The 17,039-nt window shown below is 63.1% G+C and carries 15 protein-coding genes; 5 read left to right on the top strand and 10 right to left on the bottom strand.

Annotated features, from left to right (window positions below):
• Window positions 1-359: 359 nt before the first annotated feature.
• The gene (locus tag R3F00_RS04860; protein ID WP_371280597.1) at window positions 360-1,748 is read right to left on the bottom strand and encodes a DUF3667 domain-containing protein; all 1,389 of its coding nucleotides are present in this window, start codon (window positions 1,746-1,748) and stop codon (window positions 360-362) included.
• A complete protein-coding gene (locus R3F00_RS04865) occupies window positions 1,745-2,731 on the bottom strand; it encodes an NAD-dependent epimerase/dehydratase family protein (protein ID WP_371280598.1) in 987 nt (328 codons plus the stop codon). Before R3F00_RS04865 ends, R3F00_RS04860 begins: the two co-directional genes overlap by 4 nt.
• Window positions 2,732-2,839: 108 nt before the next feature.
• Here R3F00_RS04865 and R3F00_RS04870 point away from each other — a divergent pair, with 108 nt between their 5' ends.
• Entirely contained in the window at window positions 2,840-4,201 is a 1,362-nt protein-coding gene (locus R3F00_RS04870; RefSeq protein WP_371280599.1) for an MATE family efflux transporter, read from the top strand.
• Window positions 4,202-4,323: 122 nt separating this feature from the next.
• On the top strand, window positions 4,324-6,174 hold the full coding sequence (sppA, locus tag R3F00_RS04875; protein ID WP_371280600.1) for a signal peptide peptidase SppA: 1,851 nt from the start codon (window positions 4,324-4,326) through the stop codon (window positions 6,172-6,174).
• Between the two features lie 13 nt (window positions 6,175-6,187).
• On the opposite strand, the gene R3F00_RS04880 is transcribed toward sppA, so the two are convergent.
• Complete coding sequence (locus tag R3F00_RS04880) at window positions 6,188-6,439, bottom strand: hypothetical protein (protein ID WP_371280601.1); 252 nt, start codon at window positions 6,437-6,439, stop codon at window positions 6,188-6,190.
• A gap of 64 nt (window positions 6,440-6,503) precedes the next feature.
• Here R3F00_RS04880 and R3F00_RS04885 point away from each other — a divergent pair, with 64 nt between their 5' ends.
• The 3 genes from R3F00_RS04885 to R3F00_RS04895 all read left to right on the top strand — a co-directional run bounded on the left by R3F00_RS04885 (window position 6,504) and on the right by R3F00_RS04895 (window position 9,338).
• Complete coding sequence (locus R3F00_RS04885; protein ID WP_371280602.1) at window positions 6,504-7,280, top strand: SDR family oxidoreductase; 777 nt, start codon at window positions 6,504-6,506, stop codon at window positions 7,278-7,280.
• Between the two features lie 88 nt (window positions 7,281-7,368).
• On the top strand, window positions 7,369-8,832 hold the full coding sequence (locus tag R3F00_RS04890) for an AlkA N-terminal domain-containing protein (RefSeq protein WP_371280603.1): 1,464 nt from the start codon (window positions 7,369-7,371) through the stop codon (window positions 8,830-8,832).
• A gap of 11 nt (window positions 8,833-8,843) precedes the next feature.
• Window positions 8,844-9,338 carry a methylated-DNA--[protein]-cysteine S-methyltransferase gene (locus tag R3F00_RS04895; RefSeq protein WP_371280604.1) on the top strand — a complete coding sequence of 165 codons (495 nt, stop codon included), beginning with the start codon at window positions 8,844-8,846 and terminating at the stop codon, window positions 9,336-9,338.
• A 5-nt stretch (window positions 9,339-9,343) separates the two neighbouring features.
• On the opposite strand, the gene R3F00_RS04900 is transcribed toward R3F00_RS04895, so the two are convergent.
• From R3F00_RS04900 to grxD, 7 genes are all read right to left on the bottom strand, one after another.
• Window positions 9,344-10,021 carry a hypothetical protein gene (locus tag R3F00_RS04900; protein WP_371280605.1) on the bottom strand — a complete coding sequence of 226 codons (678 nt, stop codon included), beginning with the start codon at window positions 10,019-10,021 and terminating at the stop codon, window positions 9,344-9,346.
• Between the two features lie 93 nt (window positions 10,022-10,114).
• The gene (locus R3F00_RS04905) at window positions 10,115-10,651 is read right to left on the bottom strand and encodes a hypothetical protein (protein ID WP_371280606.1); all 537 of its coding nucleotides are present in this window, start codon (window positions 10,649-10,651) and stop codon (window positions 10,115-10,117) included.
• A 192-nt stretch (window positions 10,652-10,843) separates the two neighbouring features.
• The gene (locus tag R3F00_RS04910) at window positions 10,844-11,473 is read right to left on the bottom strand and encodes a 2-hydroxychromene-2-carboxylate isomerase (protein WP_371280607.1); all 630 of its coding nucleotides are present in this window, start codon (window positions 11,471-11,473) and stop codon (window positions 10,844-10,846) included.
• A gap of 8 nt (window positions 11,474-11,481) precedes the next feature.
• Window positions 11,482-13,896: an acyl-CoA dehydrogenase gene (locus R3F00_RS04915; RefSeq protein WP_371280608.1), complete on the bottom strand. Its 2,415-nt coding sequence runs from the start codon at window positions 13,894-13,896 to the stop codon at window positions 11,482-11,484.
• 76 nt (window positions 13,897-13,972) lie between these two features.
• Complete coding sequence (gene ilvA / locus R3F00_RS04920; protein WP_371280609.1) at window positions 13,973-15,511, bottom strand: threonine ammonia-lyase, biosynthetic; 1,539 nt, start codon at window positions 15,509-15,511, stop codon at window positions 13,973-13,975.
• A gap of 102 nt (window positions 15,512-15,613) precedes the next feature.
• The gene (locus R3F00_RS04925) at window positions 15,614-15,952 is read right to left on the bottom strand and encodes a hypothetical protein (protein ID WP_371280610.1); all 339 of its coding nucleotides are present in this window, start codon (window positions 15,950-15,952) and stop codon (window positions 15,614-15,616) included.
• Window positions 15,953-16,111: 159 nt separating this feature from the next.
• Window positions 16,112-17,035, bottom strand: coding sequence for a Grx4 family monothiol glutaredoxin (gene grxD / locus R3F00_RS04930; protein ID WP_371280611.1), 924 nt, complete (start codon window positions 17,033-17,035; stop codon window positions 16,112-16,114).
• Window positions 17,036-17,039 lie beyond the last annotated feature (4 nt).

A 17,039-nucleotide genomic window follows, 5' to 3' on the forward strand; every position in this document is an offset into this window, starting at 1 on the left:
TGGACGAGGGCCTCTGAGCGGTCGCTCCAGCCTATACAGGTGCGCTCGTTGTCATCTTGGTGAAACTTTGACCAGTCGAATTTAATCCATTCAATTCAATGACTTGAACTGACGACAAAGTGTGCCTTTCCGGATCATTGCAGGCGCGTCGACGGAAATCGCGGCGCCCCGGGCAACTGTGCAAAACAGGCTTGACAGGGCCTGAAAACGGGTGTGACTGGAAATCCTGCAGCCAGGGCAGCAAGCACGACAATTTAACGCGGATTTCTCGGAAAACGGCCAGGCGCGCGCAGTGGAAACGCCCTGCATCGTCGGCGACGGAACCTGTACGGACAATTCTCGACGCCAGAAATCCAAAATCAGGTAATCGCCAGGGTAATCGCCAGCGCAGCAACGAGAGCGAAGGACAGAAAGACCGTGTAGCAAAGGCCGATCACGCAATACTTCATCACCGTCATCACCCAGCCCTGGCGATAGACGCGCTTCTGCATGATCAATAGATAGACGAACAGCCAGACCCAGGCCGCCACGCGCAGCCACTCGATCAGTTCGAGCAGGACGGGCGAGTTCTCGGCCCATCCGGCTAGCAAGCTCAGGAACAGGATGACCAGCACGGACATGAAAATGAATGCGTGGCTGTGCAGGGCTACCAGCAGATGTTCCATGTACAGGCGGCGTTTGAATACATAGAAGATCTTGAGCAGGATCGCGAACAGCGGCATGACCACGAACAAGGTCTGTGGCAGCACGGAAAACAAGCCACTGGCAAGCCGTTCCTTATTTTCCTGCGCACCCTTGATGTTTTCCTCCATGTGCGCGAGCGTGCTGTTCAGTTTCTGGTTCAGCGCCTCGGGCCACCAGTCAACATGCATCGGGTTGGTCTTCGGATGCCAGGGCTTGCCATTCAGATCCATGACAATCCCGCTGCTCTTCTTTCTTTCTGGCGGTGATTTGCCTGCCGCCAGTGCGGCCGCATCCTCAACGACTTCTGCCCGGCGAATCTCGCCACGCTTGCGCACCCCGGCCAGCTTCTTCTCGAGTCGGGCATTCGATTTCGACCCGCTCTCGGCGGCATGCACGGTATCGGTCAACTTCGCAACCGCTTCATTGACCGCTCTCTGCACATCATCCTCGGTGCTGGCGCTTTCGAGGGCGAGCTCGAACACGCGCGCGTTGCGCTCGTCGACGAGCTCCGCGATTTCCGCGTCCATTTCGGATCTTGCCTCGGCGTCAGCACCGGGCAAATTTTTCGCCACAGTTAACGCGGCAATGGACTTTTCGGCCATCTTGCTGACTTCTTCCGCAGTGGCTGCATCATCAAAATCGCCGCCAAGGTTGATATCCTCGGGATCGATTGACGCCTGCATCGCAATGAACGCGATGATGGTGAGGAAGAAGAACAGGCGGAACGGGGTCACGTAGCGCGCGCGCCGCCCGGCCAGATATTCGGTGGTCAGGAATCCCGGACGGATATACAGATCCCACAGCGAGCGAAAGATCCGCGAATCGACATTGAGCACGATGTCGGCAAGATCGGACAGCACCTCGGTCAGGTGCCGGATCATGCCCTTTTCGGATTGACCGCAGGCATAGCAGAACGGGCCGTGCACCGGCGCTCCGCAATTCGGGCAGACGCGCTCCGTGGAATCGGTCGCGGGCACGTTGAACTCCGCGTCGGGAACGGTCAGGCGCCGGTCATCCGCCGGTGGCGGCGGGGGCGGGGGCGGCAATTCCAGTTCGATGCTCATTGCGCGCGCAGCATGCCCTGTTCGCGCAGCCATTCGCAGGTGTCGTGCACCAGCACATCCAGCGGAGTCAGCTGATAACCGAGTTCGCGCATCGCCTTGCTCGAATCCACGCGCAGATGGTGACAGGTAAAGGATACCGCCTGCGGGGTAATGCTGGGCTCGCGCCCGGTAACCCGGCTGATCGCATCGAGCACACGCGCATAACCACGCAGGAAGCCGGCCGGCAGGGTTTTCTCGGGCACCTTCCGACCCAGCTCCCGGGCGATGGTCTGGACCAGCTCGAGAAAGCTGGCCTGGGCACCACCCAGCAGATAGGACTGGCCGTGGGCGTCAAGTCGCCAGGCCGCCAGCTGCGCCTTGGCGATCTCGCGCACGTCGGCAAATGCACCGGAGCCTGGCGGGACGCCCGGCAGCTTGTCCTGGTCGATCAGGAGAAACATGCTGGCCCAGTTGTGGGTGTCGCCGGGTCCCAGGATATGCGCGGGATTGAGCACCACCGCTTCGATGCGTCCGCGCGCATCGGCCTCGAGTACGAGCTCCTCCGCTATGGCCTTCGTTCGCTCGTAATTGATCCAGGATTGCTGGCCCAGGCGCGGCGAGGATTCAGTCAGCGTTTCCTCCTGCTGGCCATAGGCCGAGACCGAAGAGGTGTGCACGAGCCGGCGCACGCCGGCAGCCTGCGCCGCCTCGATGACATTGCGCGTGCCATCGATATTGGTGCGACTTTGCTGGTCCTCGTGACGGCGCCACTGGCGCGTGTCGGCGGCCACGTGGAATACGCAATCCGTGGGCACCGACAAGGCCTCGCGCAGGGCATCCGGCTCCCCGATGGAACCCTTTGTGACAACGACTCCCAGTCCGCTCATTTCAGCGGCAGCGTCAGCTGATCGCACGATGGCGGCGACCTCGATACCGGTTTCCTGCAAACGGGAAAGCAGATGACGGCCGAGGAACCCGGTAGCTCCGGTCAGCATGACACGCATGGACGACTCTCCTGATTGGGCCTGGATCCGGGCCGGCCTGCTGCGCGATGCCCCGGGCACGTGAAATGGCGCCCCGGCTATAATCCGCGGCCGCAGGATGCTTCCCCGATGACCTCCATTCTATCCACCGACCGCCCCCGGGTGGCCAGCGAAGTCGCCGCGACGGTGCGACTGGCCTTGCCGCTGGTGCTCGGTCAGCTCTCCGCGATCGGCATGAATCTGATCGACACGGTGCTGGCCGGGCATCTTGACGCGCACACTCTGGGCGCGGTGGCACTCGGCAGCAATGTCTGGGTGCTGGCCATCATCGTCATCATCGGCACGATGATGGCATTGCAGCCCTCAATCTCGCAGTTGCACGGCGCCGATCGCGACGCGGACATCGGTCCGCTGTTTCGCCAGGCACTGTGGCTGGCCATTCCACTCGGTGTCGCTCTTGGCCTGGCAACGGCATTCGCTGCGCCCATGCTGTTCGGTCTGATCGGCGTCGAAGCGAGCCTGGTTGCCGATGCCAGCGCATTTCTCGGCGCGGTGGCCTGGGGCGCACCCGCGCTGTCGGTCTTCTTCGTCCTGCGCGGACTGAGTGAAGGCATGGGGCGAACCCGTCCGACCATGTATTTCAGCGTGCTCGGCCTGGTCCTGCTCGGTCCGATCGGCTATGTCCTCATGTATGGCGCCCTCGGCGTGCCGCGCCTCGGCGCCTTCGGTTGCGGCCTCGCCACGGCCATCGTGCTCTGGCTGCAATGCATCGCGTTCGCCGTGTATCTCGCTCGCCGTTCGACCTATCGGAATCTTGATCTGCTGGCGCGCTTCGATCGCCCCGACCTGCGCTCGCTGGGCGAACTGCTGCATATCGGCGGACCGATCGCGATCACCCTGCTGATGGAGGCGGGCCTGTTTGTGGCGGTCGCCCTGACCATCGGCAAGTTCGGTACCGACATCATCGCCAGTCACCAGATCGCCATCAACATTGCGTCGGTCGCCTTCATGATTCCGCTCGGCATCGCCATGGCGACCACGGTCCGCGTCGGACATGCGCGCGGAAGGCAGGACGCACGCGGCGTGCGCCTGGCCGGAGCCGTGGGCCTGCTGCTGACCCTGTGCGTACAGATCCTGTCGGCAACGGTTCTGTTCAGCATCCCGGCCCGGATTGCCGGGCTCTACACGACCGATGCGGCCGTCATCGCGCTGGCGGCCCAGTTGCTCACCCTGGCGGCCATCTTTCAGCTGTCCGATGGCGTCCAGGCGGCCTCGAATGGCGCACTGCGCGGCCTCAAGGACACCCGTGTACCGATGCTCATCACCGGATTTGCGTACTGGGCCGTCGGCATGCCGACCGGGCTCTGGCTTGCATTCAGAGCCGATCTTGGCGTGCGCGGCATGTGGATGGGCCTGATCGCAGGCCTCAGCGTGGCGGCCGTGCTGCTGACCCGCCGCTTCTGGCGCCTGGCCAACCGTTTGCAGGATTGATCGGCCGGGTCGATGGACCCACTTCATTGTCGTAGGCCGTTCGGGGCATGCCTTGGGCAAGGCATTCCGCTACTCTGAGAACCATCAATGTCGGGACATGCACCCGAACCGGAGTCTTCACGATGTCGCAACACCCACCGGGTCTTTTCGTGCGTTTTGTGCGCGGAATCTGGAATACCCTCAATTTCACCCGCCGCCTCATTTTCAATGCGATCTTCGTGATCGTGCTGATCCTGCTGGTCTCCGCGTTCTTTCGTGCGGCTCCTTTTCTCGACACGCGCACGGCTGTGGTCCTCGATCCACAGGGCCTGGTCGTCGAACAATTCAGCACCGATGCCAGCGAACGCGCCATCGCGAATCTGAGCGGAGACCCGATCAAGGAAATCCAGCTGCGCGACCTGCTCGGTGTCATCGACGCCGCAGCGCGCGACGCGCGCATTGAACGCATTGTCTTCGTGCCCGATCAGATGCTGGCCGGCATTTCCACGATGCGCGAAATTGGCCAGGCCTTCGACCGTTTTCGCGAAACCGGCAAGGATATCGTGGTGGTTTCCGAAGGCATGGGTCAGGGCCAGTACTACCTGTCCGCACATGCCGATGAAATCCTGCTCGACCCGGATGGCGCGGTCCTGCTGGAAGGGTTCTCCAGCTATCGCAGCTATTACCGCGACGCGCTGGACAAACTGGGTGTGGATGTACACCTGATCAAGGTCGGCGAATACAAGTCTGCAGCCGAACCCTACGTTCTCAATCACGCCTCGGAGGCCTCGAAAGAAGCCAATCTGTTCTGGATGGGTGGCATCTGGAACGAGGTGATCGGCGAAATTGCCGCGATGCGCGAGCTCGATGCAGAAGCCATCAGCAATGACATTGCCCACCTCGATACGCTGGTGCCGCAGTACCGCGGTGATCTGGCCAGGATGGCGCTCGAGCGCGGCCTGGTCGACAAGCTGGCAACACGCAGCCAGGCGCGCGAGCTGCTCATCGCGCTCGGCGAACCGGACGAGGAAGGCGAGTCGTTCCGGCAGGTGCACTGGACCCAGTACCTGGCCATGCAGATTGGCGAAGCCCTGCCCGACGTGCGCCCTCAGGTCGGCGTGGTCGTGGCCCAGGGCGACATCGTGCAGGGCGAGCAGGCCCAGGGCATGGTCGGTGCAAAAACGGCTGCAAGGCTGCTTCGGCAAGCGCGCGAAGATGACGAGATCAAGGCCGTCGTGTTGCGCGTCGATTCGCCGGGCGGCGACGCCTACGCTTCGGAAATCATTCGCCGCGAAGTCGAACTGATCAAGGATGCCGGCAAACCGGTCGTGGTCTCGATGGGCGACGTCGCCGCCAGTGGGGGCTACTGGATATCGATGGATGCCGACGAGATCTGGGCGCAACCGACCACGATCACCGGGTCGATCGGCATCTACGGTCTGTTCGTCACGATTCCCGAGGCACTGGCAAAAATCGGAATCAACACCGATGGCATCGCGACCACGCCGATTGCCGGCGCGTTCGATATCCGTCTGCCACTCAACCCGCAGGTCGAGACCATCATCACCAGCGTCATCGAGAAAGGCTATCGCGAGTTCATCGGCAAGGTAGCCGAGGCGCGCGGAAAATCCGAAGAGCAGATCAACGCCGTTGCACGGGGCCGTGTCTGGAGCGGCTCGCAAGCGAAGGAGCGCGGATTGGTCGACAAGTTGGGCGGTCTGCAGGAGGCGATTTCCGCCGCGGCTGCGCGCGCGAATATCGGCAGGGACTTCGGCACGCGCTACGTCGAACCCGAACTCAGTGCCTGGGAGCGGTTCGCGCTTTCCCTCAGCGATAGCGAGGCCGCTGTCAGCCTCGGACGCTGGTCCGGACTGTCTTCACTGCCCCGGCAGATTCTCGGCAATGCCGAACTGGAGCGCAGCCTGGCCTTGCTGCGAAACCTCGGCGGCAACCGCTACGGCGTCGTGGCGCATTGCTTCTGCACGCTGAATTGAGCTGGCGGCATTCTCAACCGCCGCCGGCTTCATCGATGGCCTTGTCGCGTGCCGCCTTGGCTTCCTCGAGCGTCGCCTCCACGGCTCTGGCCTTGTCGAGGGCCTTGAGCTGATCGTCCAGGACGGTCGGCTGTTTGCGGGCGACGGATGAATCCGTCGATTCCTCCGCTACCGGCGCATTCTCCTCCGGCGTGGAGGAAGTGCACGCCGGCAACGCACACAGGCAGGCGGCGGCGCAGGCGATTTGCAGGCTTTGTCGTAACATGGCGACCTCGGGTCATCCGCGAGACTGACCCGAGTCTGCGCTCCTGACATGAGTCAAACAACCCATGAATCCCTCCCGCTGGCGACTCGACGGACAATTGGCCCTGGTCACCGGTGCAAGCCGTGGCATCGGCCTGGCGACCGCGCGTGAGCTGGCATCGCTGGGTGCGGACGTGCTGCTGGTAGCTCGCGATGAACCGTTGCTCGAACAGGTCCGCGACGAGCTCGCCGAGGAATTTCCGCAAAGCGCCCTGCATACGTTTGCCGCCGACGTCACCGAACAGGAACAGCGTCTCGAGGTTTTCGACTACATCAATGATCTGGGCCTGAGTCTTTCCCTGCTGGTCAACAACGTCGGCAACAACGTACGCAAGGCCACGCTCGACTACAGCGAGGCCGAGTACCGAAGTCTGATCGATACCAATCTCGTCTCCGCATTCGAGATGTGTCGTCTGGCCCATGCGCACCTCGTCCAGCATGCGAATGCCGCAATCGTCAACGTCGGCTCGGTCTCGGGAAGCATCTCGGTACGTACGGGCTCGCCTTACGGAATGACCAAGGCCGCCCTGCATCAGCTCACCCGCAACCTCAGTTGCGAATGGGCCACCGATGGCATTCGCGTCAATGCGGTCGCGCCCTGGTATATCCGCACGCAACGCTCCGAGCCCGTCCTCGCCGATGAAGACTATCTGGAGGAAGTGCTGGAGCGCACTCCGATGCGACGCATTGGCGAGCCCGAGGAAGTGGGCGCGGCCATCGCGTTCCTGTGTTTGCCAGCGGCCTCGTACATCAGTGGGGAATGCATTGCGGTCGATGGAGGATTCCTGCGCTACGGGTTCTGATTCGACCCGCGCAGTGCAAGGCGGATGCCTGGCATTCGCAGCCGAAAACGGCGAGTCGAGGCTCGAAATCGCTGTTAGATTAGGCCCCATGCAAGCCCAGTCCTCCAGCCCGCTGCTCGATCCGGCCATCTGCGAACAGGCGCGCCTGACTCGCGATTCCCGCTTCGACGGACTCTTCTACACCGCCGTGAAGACGACCGGAATCTATTGCCGGCCGGTCTGCCCTGCACCCACTCCCAAGCCGCGCAATATCGTCTACTACCCGAGCGCTGCCGCGGCGGCGGCGGCCGGCTTTCGTCCCTGCCTGCGCTGTCGCCCGGAGGCTGCGCCGGGATCACCGCTGCATCATTCGGGCAGTGCACTGGTCGCTGCAGCGCTTGGCCTGATCGAAGAGGGCATTCTGGACGAGCACCGGGTCGCCGATCTGGCCTCGCGCATCGGCGTTGGCGAACGTCATCTGCGACGGCTGTTCGATCAGGAAGTCGGTGCCAGCCCCGGCGACGTGGCATCGACCCGACGACTGCTGTTCGCCAAGCAGCTGCTGATCGAATCCAGCCTGCCGATCACGGACATCGCCGGGGCCGCAGGCTATTCCAGCCTGCGCCGATTCAATGCCGCCTTCCTGGATGCCTACGCCAAGCCGCCGCGAGAGATTCGGCGAGGCCGTTGCGTGGCGGCATCGGATGACGCCATCGAATTGCGCCTGCCCTGGCGACCGCCGTACGACTTCGACGCGTTGCTGGCTTTCTATGCGCGCCGGGCCATTCGTGGTGTCGAATTCATCGAGGCGAACAGCTACCGACGCAGCGTTGTCATCGACGGCGAGCCGGGCTGGATTGAAGTTTCGGCCATCAGGAATGAGCCGGCACTGCGACTTCGCGTCCACGATGTCCGCCCTGCGCGTCTCGGCATGCTGGTGACGCGCGTGCGCCGCATGTTCGACGTCGACGCCGATCCCGCCGCCATCATGAAAACCCTGCGTCGCGACAAACGATTGCGTGCACTGGTCCGGCGCTGGCCGGGCCAACGATTGCCCGGCGCGTGGGATGCGCATGAACTTGCAGTCCGCGCCGTGCTCGGCCAGCAGATTTCCGTGGCTGCGGCGCACACGCTGGCCTCGCGAATCGTCGAACGGTTTGGCGAACCGCACGAAGCGAGTGCGCCTTTCGGACTCGGCGCCCTGTTCCCGAAACCCGAGGTTCTGGCCGACGCGGCACTGGAATCAATCGGCCTGACCGGCGCGCGTGCAGCAACGATCCGTGGCCTTTCGCGCGCCTGCGCCGAGGGCAGGCTCGACCTCTCCAGCTTTCAGTCGCTGGACGACTTCATCAGGACGCTTTGTGAATTGCCGGGCATCGGTGCCTGGACCGCCCAGTACATCGCCATGCGAGGGCAGTCCAGGCCCGATGCCTTTCCCGCTGGCGATCTGGTTCTGCGCAAGCTTGTCGGTGAAGGCGTGGCCGTTCCGGAGCGGGCCCTGGAAAAGATTGCGGAAGCCTGGCGCCCCTGGCGCGCATACGCCGTCATGCTGCTATGGCGCAGCGCCACCTGAAAGGAACACCCATGTACTACGACACGATTGAATCGCCGATTGGACCCATCCTGCTGGCAGGTGATGGCCATGCGTTGCAGCATGTCGGTTTGCCTGAGGCGCGGCGGCCCTTCACGATTCCTGCCGGATGGCAGCATGAACCCTCGCGACTGGCCGAACCGACGCGGCAGTTCGCAGCCTATTTCCGCGGTGAGCTGACTGATTTTGATCTGCCTCTGAATGCGGCTGGCACCGCTTTCCAGAAAAAGGTCTGGAATGCCTTGATCGGGATTCCGTACGGCACGACCATCAGCTATGCGGAACTCGCCAGGCGCATCGACAATCCCAAGGCCAGCCGTGCGGTCGGCCTCGCCAATGGTGCCAACCCGCTTGCCATTATCGTGCCCTGCCACCGAGTAATTGGCGCGAACGGCTCCATGACCGGTTACGGCGGCGGTCTTGGGGCAAAGCGTTTTCTGCTCGCGCTCGAATCGGGACGTGCAGCGACGGCGGATCGCCTGATCTGAGCGAATCAGCGGCGACAGCCGGCGAGGCGCGATTGCCAGTCGCTGACTTCCGCGCGGACTTGCTCGGTGGTGTCGCTGAACGCAAAACGCAGGCGGCGCTGCGCGTCCTCGAGCTGATCTGCATAGAACGCACACAGCGCTGCGCCACTGACACGGCTGCAGGGATCTTCCACCCAGGTATACAGACCGGCCCCCCTGCCCTGACGGGGCGGAACGACCGGAACATCACGCAGCCCCGGCGCCGAGATGCCGATGCCATTTGATCCGGCATAGGCTTCACCCAGGGTCATCGGAGGATAGCCGAGCGTGCCCAGGGGCACCGCGCGACGATTGCCGACACCGTTTGCACTGAGGTAACGGGTGCCATCCTCGCGCTGGCAGAGAAATGCCGAAGATGGTGGCTGCAGAGACGCTGGCGGCATCGCACTGACGGGATTGACGGCTGCCTGCGGTGCGGGACGCACGGACTCGGCTGGTTCTGCCAGGCCAACCGCGACAGGATCATCCGGCAGATCGCGCTTGCGCGAAGGTTCGCCGGGTAGACAGGGCTTGTCCTGAAAGCGGACCACGCCGTCGGCTCCGATGCATTCATGGATGGAGACAGAGCGCGCCGGGGATGACACGGCAAGCGTTGCGATCACCGACACCAGAATGCCAATCACCCATGTCCGGCTGCCGTTCATCTGCCCTGCAGCCGAACGGTGCAAAGGGCGGCCATCATGGCCGCCCCCGCATGAATCGATCGGTCAGAAGTGACCGATGACGATTCTCGCCAATCAGCGCTTGATGTCCTTGGCCACGGCATTGGCATCATCAAGGGCACGCTTGGCATTGGCCTTGGCGATTTCATGGGCTGCATTTGCCTCGTCCTTGCAGGAACGGGCCATCTCCGACGCCAGCGTGTCGCATCGCTCAAGCGCGACCTTCAGCTCGGCATCGGCCTTGGCTATCGCCACATCATAATCGGCCTTGGCCTGCGTGCTCACCGTTTCGGCCTGGATCTGAGCCACATCGGCTTTTGCAGACTGGGCGACATCCATGGCCTGATCCGTGGCAGCGTTGATCTTCTCGTTGGCCCTGGCATCCGCTTCGGCAACTTCCGCGCGCGCTTCCTGGCGCGCTGCGTCCAATTCATTCTGCGCCTTCGCGCTCATCTCGCTGGCATCCTTGCGTGCCTCGGCCAACTCCTCGGATGCCTGCTGTCTGGCCTCCTCGATCTTGCGCTGCGCTTCAACGGCGGAATCCTGCTGACTGCACGCAGCCAGCATGATCAGCATTGTCAATGTCGATACGACCTTCAGGGGTTTCAACATGCGATCTCTCCTGTTCTTGTTAACGGCCTGGCCCTGCCCTGTCGCTGCGGGGCGGGTGCCGCGGCACGCATTAGATGGGTTCGATCGTGAATGCATGCTAATGCGCCGCGAATCCGTTCAGCGCGCGGACACGTTGCGCAAAAAAAGCAAGGAGTTCGCAAGCCGGATTTGTACTGGCTACTGCATTCCGGGTCAGCGCTGGCGCGTCGCGGCGCTGGGCAAGCCGGCGATACGCGCATACTCGCCCTGTTCGAATCGCTGCGGATCGGCCAGCGCAGCTTCGGCCATCGGCGTCGCATCGTTGCCCCAGAACAGTTGATCGCCGACGCGCAAGGTCGGCACGCCAAACACGCCACTGGCCAGCGCTTCGTCGGTGTTTGCACGCAAGCGATCCTTGACCTCGACAGCGCCAATGGCGGCGTCCGCGTCGGCGATGCCGATTCGCTCCGCTACCGTGCGAAGCGCTGTCGTTGAATCGGCGGCACATCCCTGTCGCCAGACATGATCGAACAGTTCGGCGACCACTTCCCAGCCGGATCCGGCGGCGATGGCGAGGCGCAGCACGCTGATCGGGTTGAATGGATGCGCGGGTGGAAATCGCAATGGAATGCCTGCGCGCTCGGCGCTCCACTGAACCATGCGATAGGTGAACTGGCGTTTGCCCGGAATCTCGGCCGGACCCAGCTGGCCGTGGTGTTGGAGGATCGCAGCCAGCAGGATCGGGCGTGGCTCTATGCCGTATTGCGCGGCCAGCGCACGGATGCGCGGCAGTTGCAGATAGGCAAACGGCGAAATGAAGTCGAAGTACCAGACCGCGCTCATGCGTTGCCTCAATGCAGGGTCTTGTAGAGCTCCGGGTCGAAGGCATCGACCTGGATCACTTCATTGCGGGCATCACGCGCATCGTTGAGTCGATCGAATTCAAGCTGGGTGATGACACCGGCAGCAAGACCCAGATCATCCAGCATGTGGCCAGGCGCGCGATCCAGTTCACCGGCGCGAACCGCATCGCGCAGTTTGGTCTCGATCGGCAAACTCGCCACGGCCTTGTCCAGAGCGGCCTCAAGCATGCCGAGGCCGGGCTCGTCAGGATCCGGAATGAAGATGTCCCCGGTAAGGGTTTGCCGTGCCTCCCGATCCTCGAGGATATCGCGAGCGACACGCCTGCCGATGCGATCGGATGGCGGCCGGAATCGCGCACCCAGCGGAAAGATCAACCATCCCAGCCACCAGGCCGCTGCACGCATGGGCAGGTTCTCGAGCACGCCAAGCAGGGCTTCCTGGACACGGTAGAGACTGTGCTCGACCGACCAGCGAACCAGACCGAAGTTGGCCGTGGTCTTGCCTTCATCGTGATAGCGCTTCAGTGCGGCCGATGCGAGGTAGAGGAAGGCGAGTGCATCGGCGAGGCGGCCGGATATCTTTTCGCGCCGCTTCAGCGATCCACCCAGGGTTCCCATGGCGGTGTCGGAAAGAATCGTGAACGCGGCCGAGAAACGGGAAAGGTGCTGGTAGTAGCGCGCGGTGTCCTCGGTTTTCGGCACGCCGGCCAGACGTGACCCGCTCAATGCGAGCAGGAGCGCCCGAACCGAGCGTGTCACCAGCAGGTTGACGTGGCCAAAGATGGCCAGATCGAATGCCTTGAGATCCTTGTTCGCCACCGATTCGATCTCCTTCTGCACGAAGGGGTGGCAGCGGATCGCACCTTGCCCGTAGATGATCATCGATCGGGTCAGGATATTGGCTCCTTCCACCGTGATTCCGATCGGCACCGCATCCCAGGCGCGCGACAGCATGTTGCGCGGTCCGCGCTGGATCGCACTGCCGGCACGGATATCCATGGCATCGGAAATGACCCCGCGCATGGCGTCGGTCAGGTAGGCCTTTGCGATCGATCCGATCACCGCCGGTTTTTCACCGGCATCCAGCGCGCCGCAGGTCAGATCGCGAGTCGCGCTCATCAGATAGGTCATGCCGGCGATTCGAGCCAGTGGTTCCTCGATGCCTTCGAAGCGACCAATCGGCGTGTCGAACTGCTCGCGCACGGTGGCGTAGGCACCGCAGATGCGCGTCGCCATCTGCGCCGCACCGATGCTCAGCGCCGGCAGCGAGATCGAGCGACCCGCGGCCAGCGATTCCATCAACATGCGCCAACCGATCCCGACGCCATCGCGTTCGCCGATGATCGCATCCAGTGGCACCCAAACATCACGACCCACCGTGGGTCCGTTGTGGAAGGGCACCCCCATCGGATCGTGGCGAAGGCCGATTTCCACACCGGGCGTGTCGCGCGGTATCAATGCACAGGTGATGCCGCGATCGACCTCGCCCCCAAGCAGACGATCCGGATCCTTGAGGCGGAACGCGAGTCCGATCAGGGTCGCCACCGGAGCGAGGGTGATATAGCGCTTGAGCCAGTTCAGGCGCAGCCCCAGCACTTCCTCGCCGTCGATCATGCGCTTTTCGACAATACCTTCGGACTGCGTCGCCGCCGCGTCCGATCCTGCCTCGGGCCCGGTCAGCGCAAAGCATGGAATCTCCACGCCCTCGGCCAATCGCCTGAGATAGCGGTCCTTCTGGGCCTGGGTACCGTAGTGCAGGAGCAGTTCGCCGGGACCCAGCGAGTTCGGCACCATGACGGTGACGGCTGCGGTCACCGAGCGACTCGAGATGCGCGTGACAATGCGAGATTGGGCCAATGCGGAGAAGCCGTGGCCACCATACTCCCTGGGAATGATCAGCCCGAAAAGGCGGTGTTTGCGGATCAGTGCCCAGACCTCAGGCGGCAGGTCACGTTGCTGATAGACCTCCCAGTCGTTGATTGCACGACAGAATTCGTTGACCGGGCCATCCAGGAACGCCTGCTCCTCGTCGCTGAGGCCACGCGCCTCGAAATCGATCAGCTTCTGCCAGTCCGGCATGCCGGAGAAGAGATCCGCATCCCACCAGACGGTGCCGGCTTCCAGCGCGATGCGTTCGGTATCGCCGAGGCGCGGGAGTACTTTCGCGAACACCGGCATGACAAATCGTGAAACCAGCGTCCGGCGAAGGGCGGGCAGTCCGAACACGGCTGCGATGACGATCAACAGGGTCGTCACCGCGACGAACAGGGCGGGCGAGGCGACGCCGGTCACGCGCCAGCCGACGAGGATGACGGCGCCGGCGGCGACTCCGCCCAGAAATCCCCAGCCGCGAAATGCCAGCGCAAGAAAGGCCAAAACGGCCAATGCGATTGCAATTCCCATTCGATCACCTCCGTTCGAAGTCGCACTGATTATGCGCCACCTGCCATCGGCGGCGCCTGTTACGCGCACGCAGCGCTCAGGTCCGCTGGTTGCCGTTGCGAAGGAACAGTCGATATGCCGGGTTCGCGCTTTCGTCGCAATGCGGATAGCCGAGTTTGGCCAGGAATGTCCGGAACTGCCTCATGTCGCCGTCCGGCACCTGGATGCCGACCAGGATCCTGCCGAAATCCGCACCCTCGTTGCGATAGTGGAACAGGGAGATGTTCCAGCCGGGATTCATCGCCGAAAGAAAACGCAGCAGGGCGCCAGGGCGTTCGGGGAATTCGAACCGGTACAACAATTCATTGCCGGCGGCCATGGAGCTGCCTCCGATCATGTGTCTGAGATGCTGCTTGGCCAGCTCGTCTTGACTCAGGTCCAGCGTCGAAAAGCCCTGGGCGCGCAGGTTGCGTGCAATGCCCGAGCGATCCCGATGCCCGCTGATCTGGACGCCGACAAAAAGGTGGGCCTGCTCCGCATCCGCCATCCGGTAGTTGAATTCGGTGATGTTGTGGCCTTCGAGGGCGTCGCAGAACCTGCGGAATGAACCGCGCTTCTCGGGAATGCTGACCGCGAAAACCGCCTCTCGCGCCTCACCCACTTCGGCGCGCTCGGCAACGAAGCGCAAGCGGTCGAAGTTCATGTTGGCACCGCAGGCCACCGCCACCAGGGTTTTCCCGCGGACCTGATGGGCCGCCGTCCACGCCTTCATGCCGGCGACCGCAAGCGCGCCGGCGGGCTCGAGTATGCTGCGCGTGTCCTCGAACACATCCTTGATGGCCGCACACACGGCGTCGCTGTCAACGCGCACGATCTCGTCGACCAGCTCGCGGCACAGGCGGAATGTTTCCTTGCCGACCTGCTTGACCGCCGTGCCATCGCAGAACAGGCCGACATCCTTGAGTCGCACCCGACGACCGGCCTCGATCGACTGTGCCATGGCATCGGAATCGGCCGCCTGCACACCGATGATGCGAATCTCGGGACGTACCGCCTTTGCGTACGCGGCGATGCCCGAAATCAGGCCGCCACCTCCGATCGCGGCAAAGATGGCCTCGATCGGACCGGGATGCTGGCGCAGGATTTCCATGCCGATCGTGCCCTGCCCGGCAATCACGTCCGGATCGTCGAATGGATGCACGAAAATCAGGCGCCTACGTTCAGCCAGGGCGTCGGCATGGGCCTTGGCATCGGAATACGATTCGCCCGACAGCACGATCTCGACATGTTCGCCACCGAAGCTGCGGACAGCTTCGATCTTGACCGCGGGCGTGGTGACCGGCATCACGATGATCGCCTTGCAATCGAGCTTTGCAGCAGCCAGGGCCACGCCCTGCGCATGGTTGCCCGCCGAAGCCGCGATCACGCCGCGCTTGAGCTCGGCGCGGCTGAGTCCGGCCATCTTGTTGTAGGCCCCGCGCAGCTTGAACGAAAACACGGGCTGACTGTCTTCGCGCTTGAGCAACACCGTACACGCGGTACGCGTGGACAGGCCGGTCGCGACCTCGAGTGCCGTTTCGCGGGCGACGTCGTAGACGCGCGAAGTCAGGATGCGTTTGAGATAGGGGTCAGGCATGAAGTCTGGTCGATTGTCCGGGAGCTCCGGATGCATTCTGGCCAGAGTACAGGGGACGAACGCAAGCAGCACGCCGACACGCCGAGCGGGATCGGCGCGGGGCTATTTGCCCAGGTCGAGGTCGTCCATGCTCCAGATGAATTCCAGAGAAATCACGCTGGCGCCCGAAGCATCCTGGCGAACCTTGCACTTGAACACCTGGGTGAACTCCGACTCGAGCCCCTGATCGAACACGATCGGCGCGGACAGCTGCAACATGCCCGCTGCGCCATCCGCGGCTTCGGCGCTGGCAGCGAACTTCTCGGAATCGATAACGAACGACTTGCCCGCCAGTCGGCTGTTCGCCTCGGCCATGCAAGCATCGACGGCTGCCTGGTTTCCGCCTGAACCGCCACAGGCACACAAGGAAAAGGTCAGACTTGCAAGCAGGATAGAACGCATCGGCATGCTCCGGACTTTGTATACACAAGGTCGCACATCGTGATGCGCATCACGGCATCCCGATGCATTGGAGTATAGGCATAGCGCGCGAATAACCCATGCTGCGGCGCAACGAAGTAGCTCGTACTTCGAGACTGCCCCGGCTTGTCCGAAAGTTCGCTAGTAGCGCGGCGTCGTCGGGTCGACGTCGGTCGCCCAGGCTTCGATGCCGCCCTCGATGTTGTGCACGACCCGGAATCCCTGCTCGCGAAAATGCTCGGCCGCTCGCCGACTGGAATTTCCGTGGTGACAGAGAAACGCCAGGGGCGTGTCCCTGGGCAACTGCATCAGACGCTCATGGCTGCTGGCATCGAGTACTTCGGCATCCGCAAACGGGGCCAGTTCGCGCTCAGCGGCGGGACGCACGTCGATAACGGTAATCTTGTTGTCATCCAGCAGACGCTTCAGGCTTTGTACGTCGAGTGCGTGGACTTTCGGCGGCGCTGCCGGCAGATCGATCGACAGCCCTTCGCCCTGCGCGGTTTCGGTCCAGCCAATATGAGCGCCCCTGGCGCGCTGCGCGCTGGCCGGGTCGAACAGCACGTCGATGCCGTTGGCACTCACGCGAATCTCGCTGCCCTGGACCTCGCGAAGCTGGAACTGTGGCTGAAAGCGACCGTCGATGGCGAGAAACAGGCCCATGCCCTCGGCATCGCTGAGTGCCTGGCGGATCTGCGCGGCGGCCTCGTCGCTGATCGTTATTTGTGGTGGCGTGCGATCGGGCTCGGGGAGGCCAAGTAGCTTGTGCAGCTCTCCCGTGACGGCCATGCCCTGCACGATGTCGGCGCCGCCGATCAGCTCCCCGTCCACATAGAGCTGAGGGATCGTCGGCCAGTTTCCATATTCCTTGATGCCCTGGCGGATGCCCTCGTCGGCGAGCACGTCGACCGTCGTGTAGTCGTCCACGAGCCCGCTGAGAGCAGCGACCGTCGCCGCCGAGAACCCGCAACTGGGCGCATCGCGCGTGCCCTTCATGAACAGGACGACGCGGTTGCTGGCCAGCAACGACTCGATGCGCTGGCGGACGGGTGGCATGTCGGACATGGGG

Origin of the sequence: Dokdonella sp., assembly GCF_041395345.1 — a bacterium.
In the GTDB taxonomy this organism is placed as follows: Bacteria; Pseudomonadota; Gammaproteobacteria; order Xanthomonadales; family Rhodanobacteraceae; genus Dokdonella.

Bases quoted from the DNA above. Each gene is read 5' to 3' on its own strand.
- R3F00_RS04910 (WP_371280607.1), bottom strand. From the start codon at position 11,473: ATGAGCGCGGTCTGGTACTTCGACTTCATTTCGCCGTTTGCCTATCTG.
- R3F00_RS04870 (WP_371280599.1), top strand. From the start codon at position 2,840: ATGACCTCCATTCTATCCACCGACCGCCCCCGGGTGGCCAGCGAAGTC.
- R3F00_RS04900 (WP_371280605.1), bottom strand. From the start codon at position 10,021: ATGAACGGCAGCCGGACATGGGTGATTGGCATTCTGGTGTCGGTGATC.
- R3F00_RS04925 (WP_371280610.1), bottom strand. From the start codon at position 15,952: ATGCGTTCTATCCTGCTTGCAAGTCTGACCTTTTCCTTGTGTGCCTGT.
- R3F00_RS04905 (WP_371280606.1), bottom strand. From the start codon at position 10,651: ATGTTGAAACCCCTGAAGGTCGTATCGACATTGACAATGCTGATCATG.
- R3F00_RS04860 (WP_371280597.1), bottom strand. From the start codon at position 1,748: ATGAGCATCGAACTGGAATTGCCGCCCCCGCCCCCGCCGCCACCGGCG.
- R3F00_RS04880 (WP_371280601.1), bottom strand. From the start codon at position 6,439: ATGTTACGACAAAGCCTGCAAATCGCCTGCGCCGCCGCCTGCCTGTGT.
- R3F00_RS04885 (WP_371280602.1), top strand. From the start codon at position 6,504: ATGAATCCCTCCCGCTGGCGACTCGACGGACAATTGGCCCTGGTCACC.
- R3F00_RS04865 (WP_371280598.1), bottom strand. From the start codon at position 2,731: ATGCGTGTCATGCTGACCGGAGCTACCGGGTTCCTCGGCCGTCATCTG.
- R3F00_RS04915 (WP_371280608.1), bottom strand. From the start codon at position 13,896: ATGGGAATTGCAATCGCATTGGCCGTTTTGGCCTTTCTTGCGCTGGCA.
- grxD (WP_371280611.1), bottom strand. From the start codon at position 17,035: ATGTCCGACATGCCACCCGTCCGCCAGCGCATCGAGTCGTTGCTGGCC.
- R3F00_RS04895 (WP_371280604.1), top strand. From the start codon at position 8,844: ATGTACTACGACACGATTGAATCGCCGATTGGACCCATCCTGCTGGCA.
- R3F00_RS04890 (WP_371280603.1), top strand. From the start codon at position 7,369: ATGCAAGCCCAGTCCTCCAGCCCGCTGCTCGATCCGGCCATCTGCGAA.
- sppA (WP_371280600.1), top strand. From the start codon at position 4,324: ATGTCGCAACACCCACCGGGTCTTTTCGTGCGTTTTGTGCGCGGAATC.
- ilvA (WP_371280609.1), bottom strand. From the start codon at position 15,511: ATGCCTGACCCCTATCTCAAACGCATCCTGACTTCGCGCGTCTACGAC.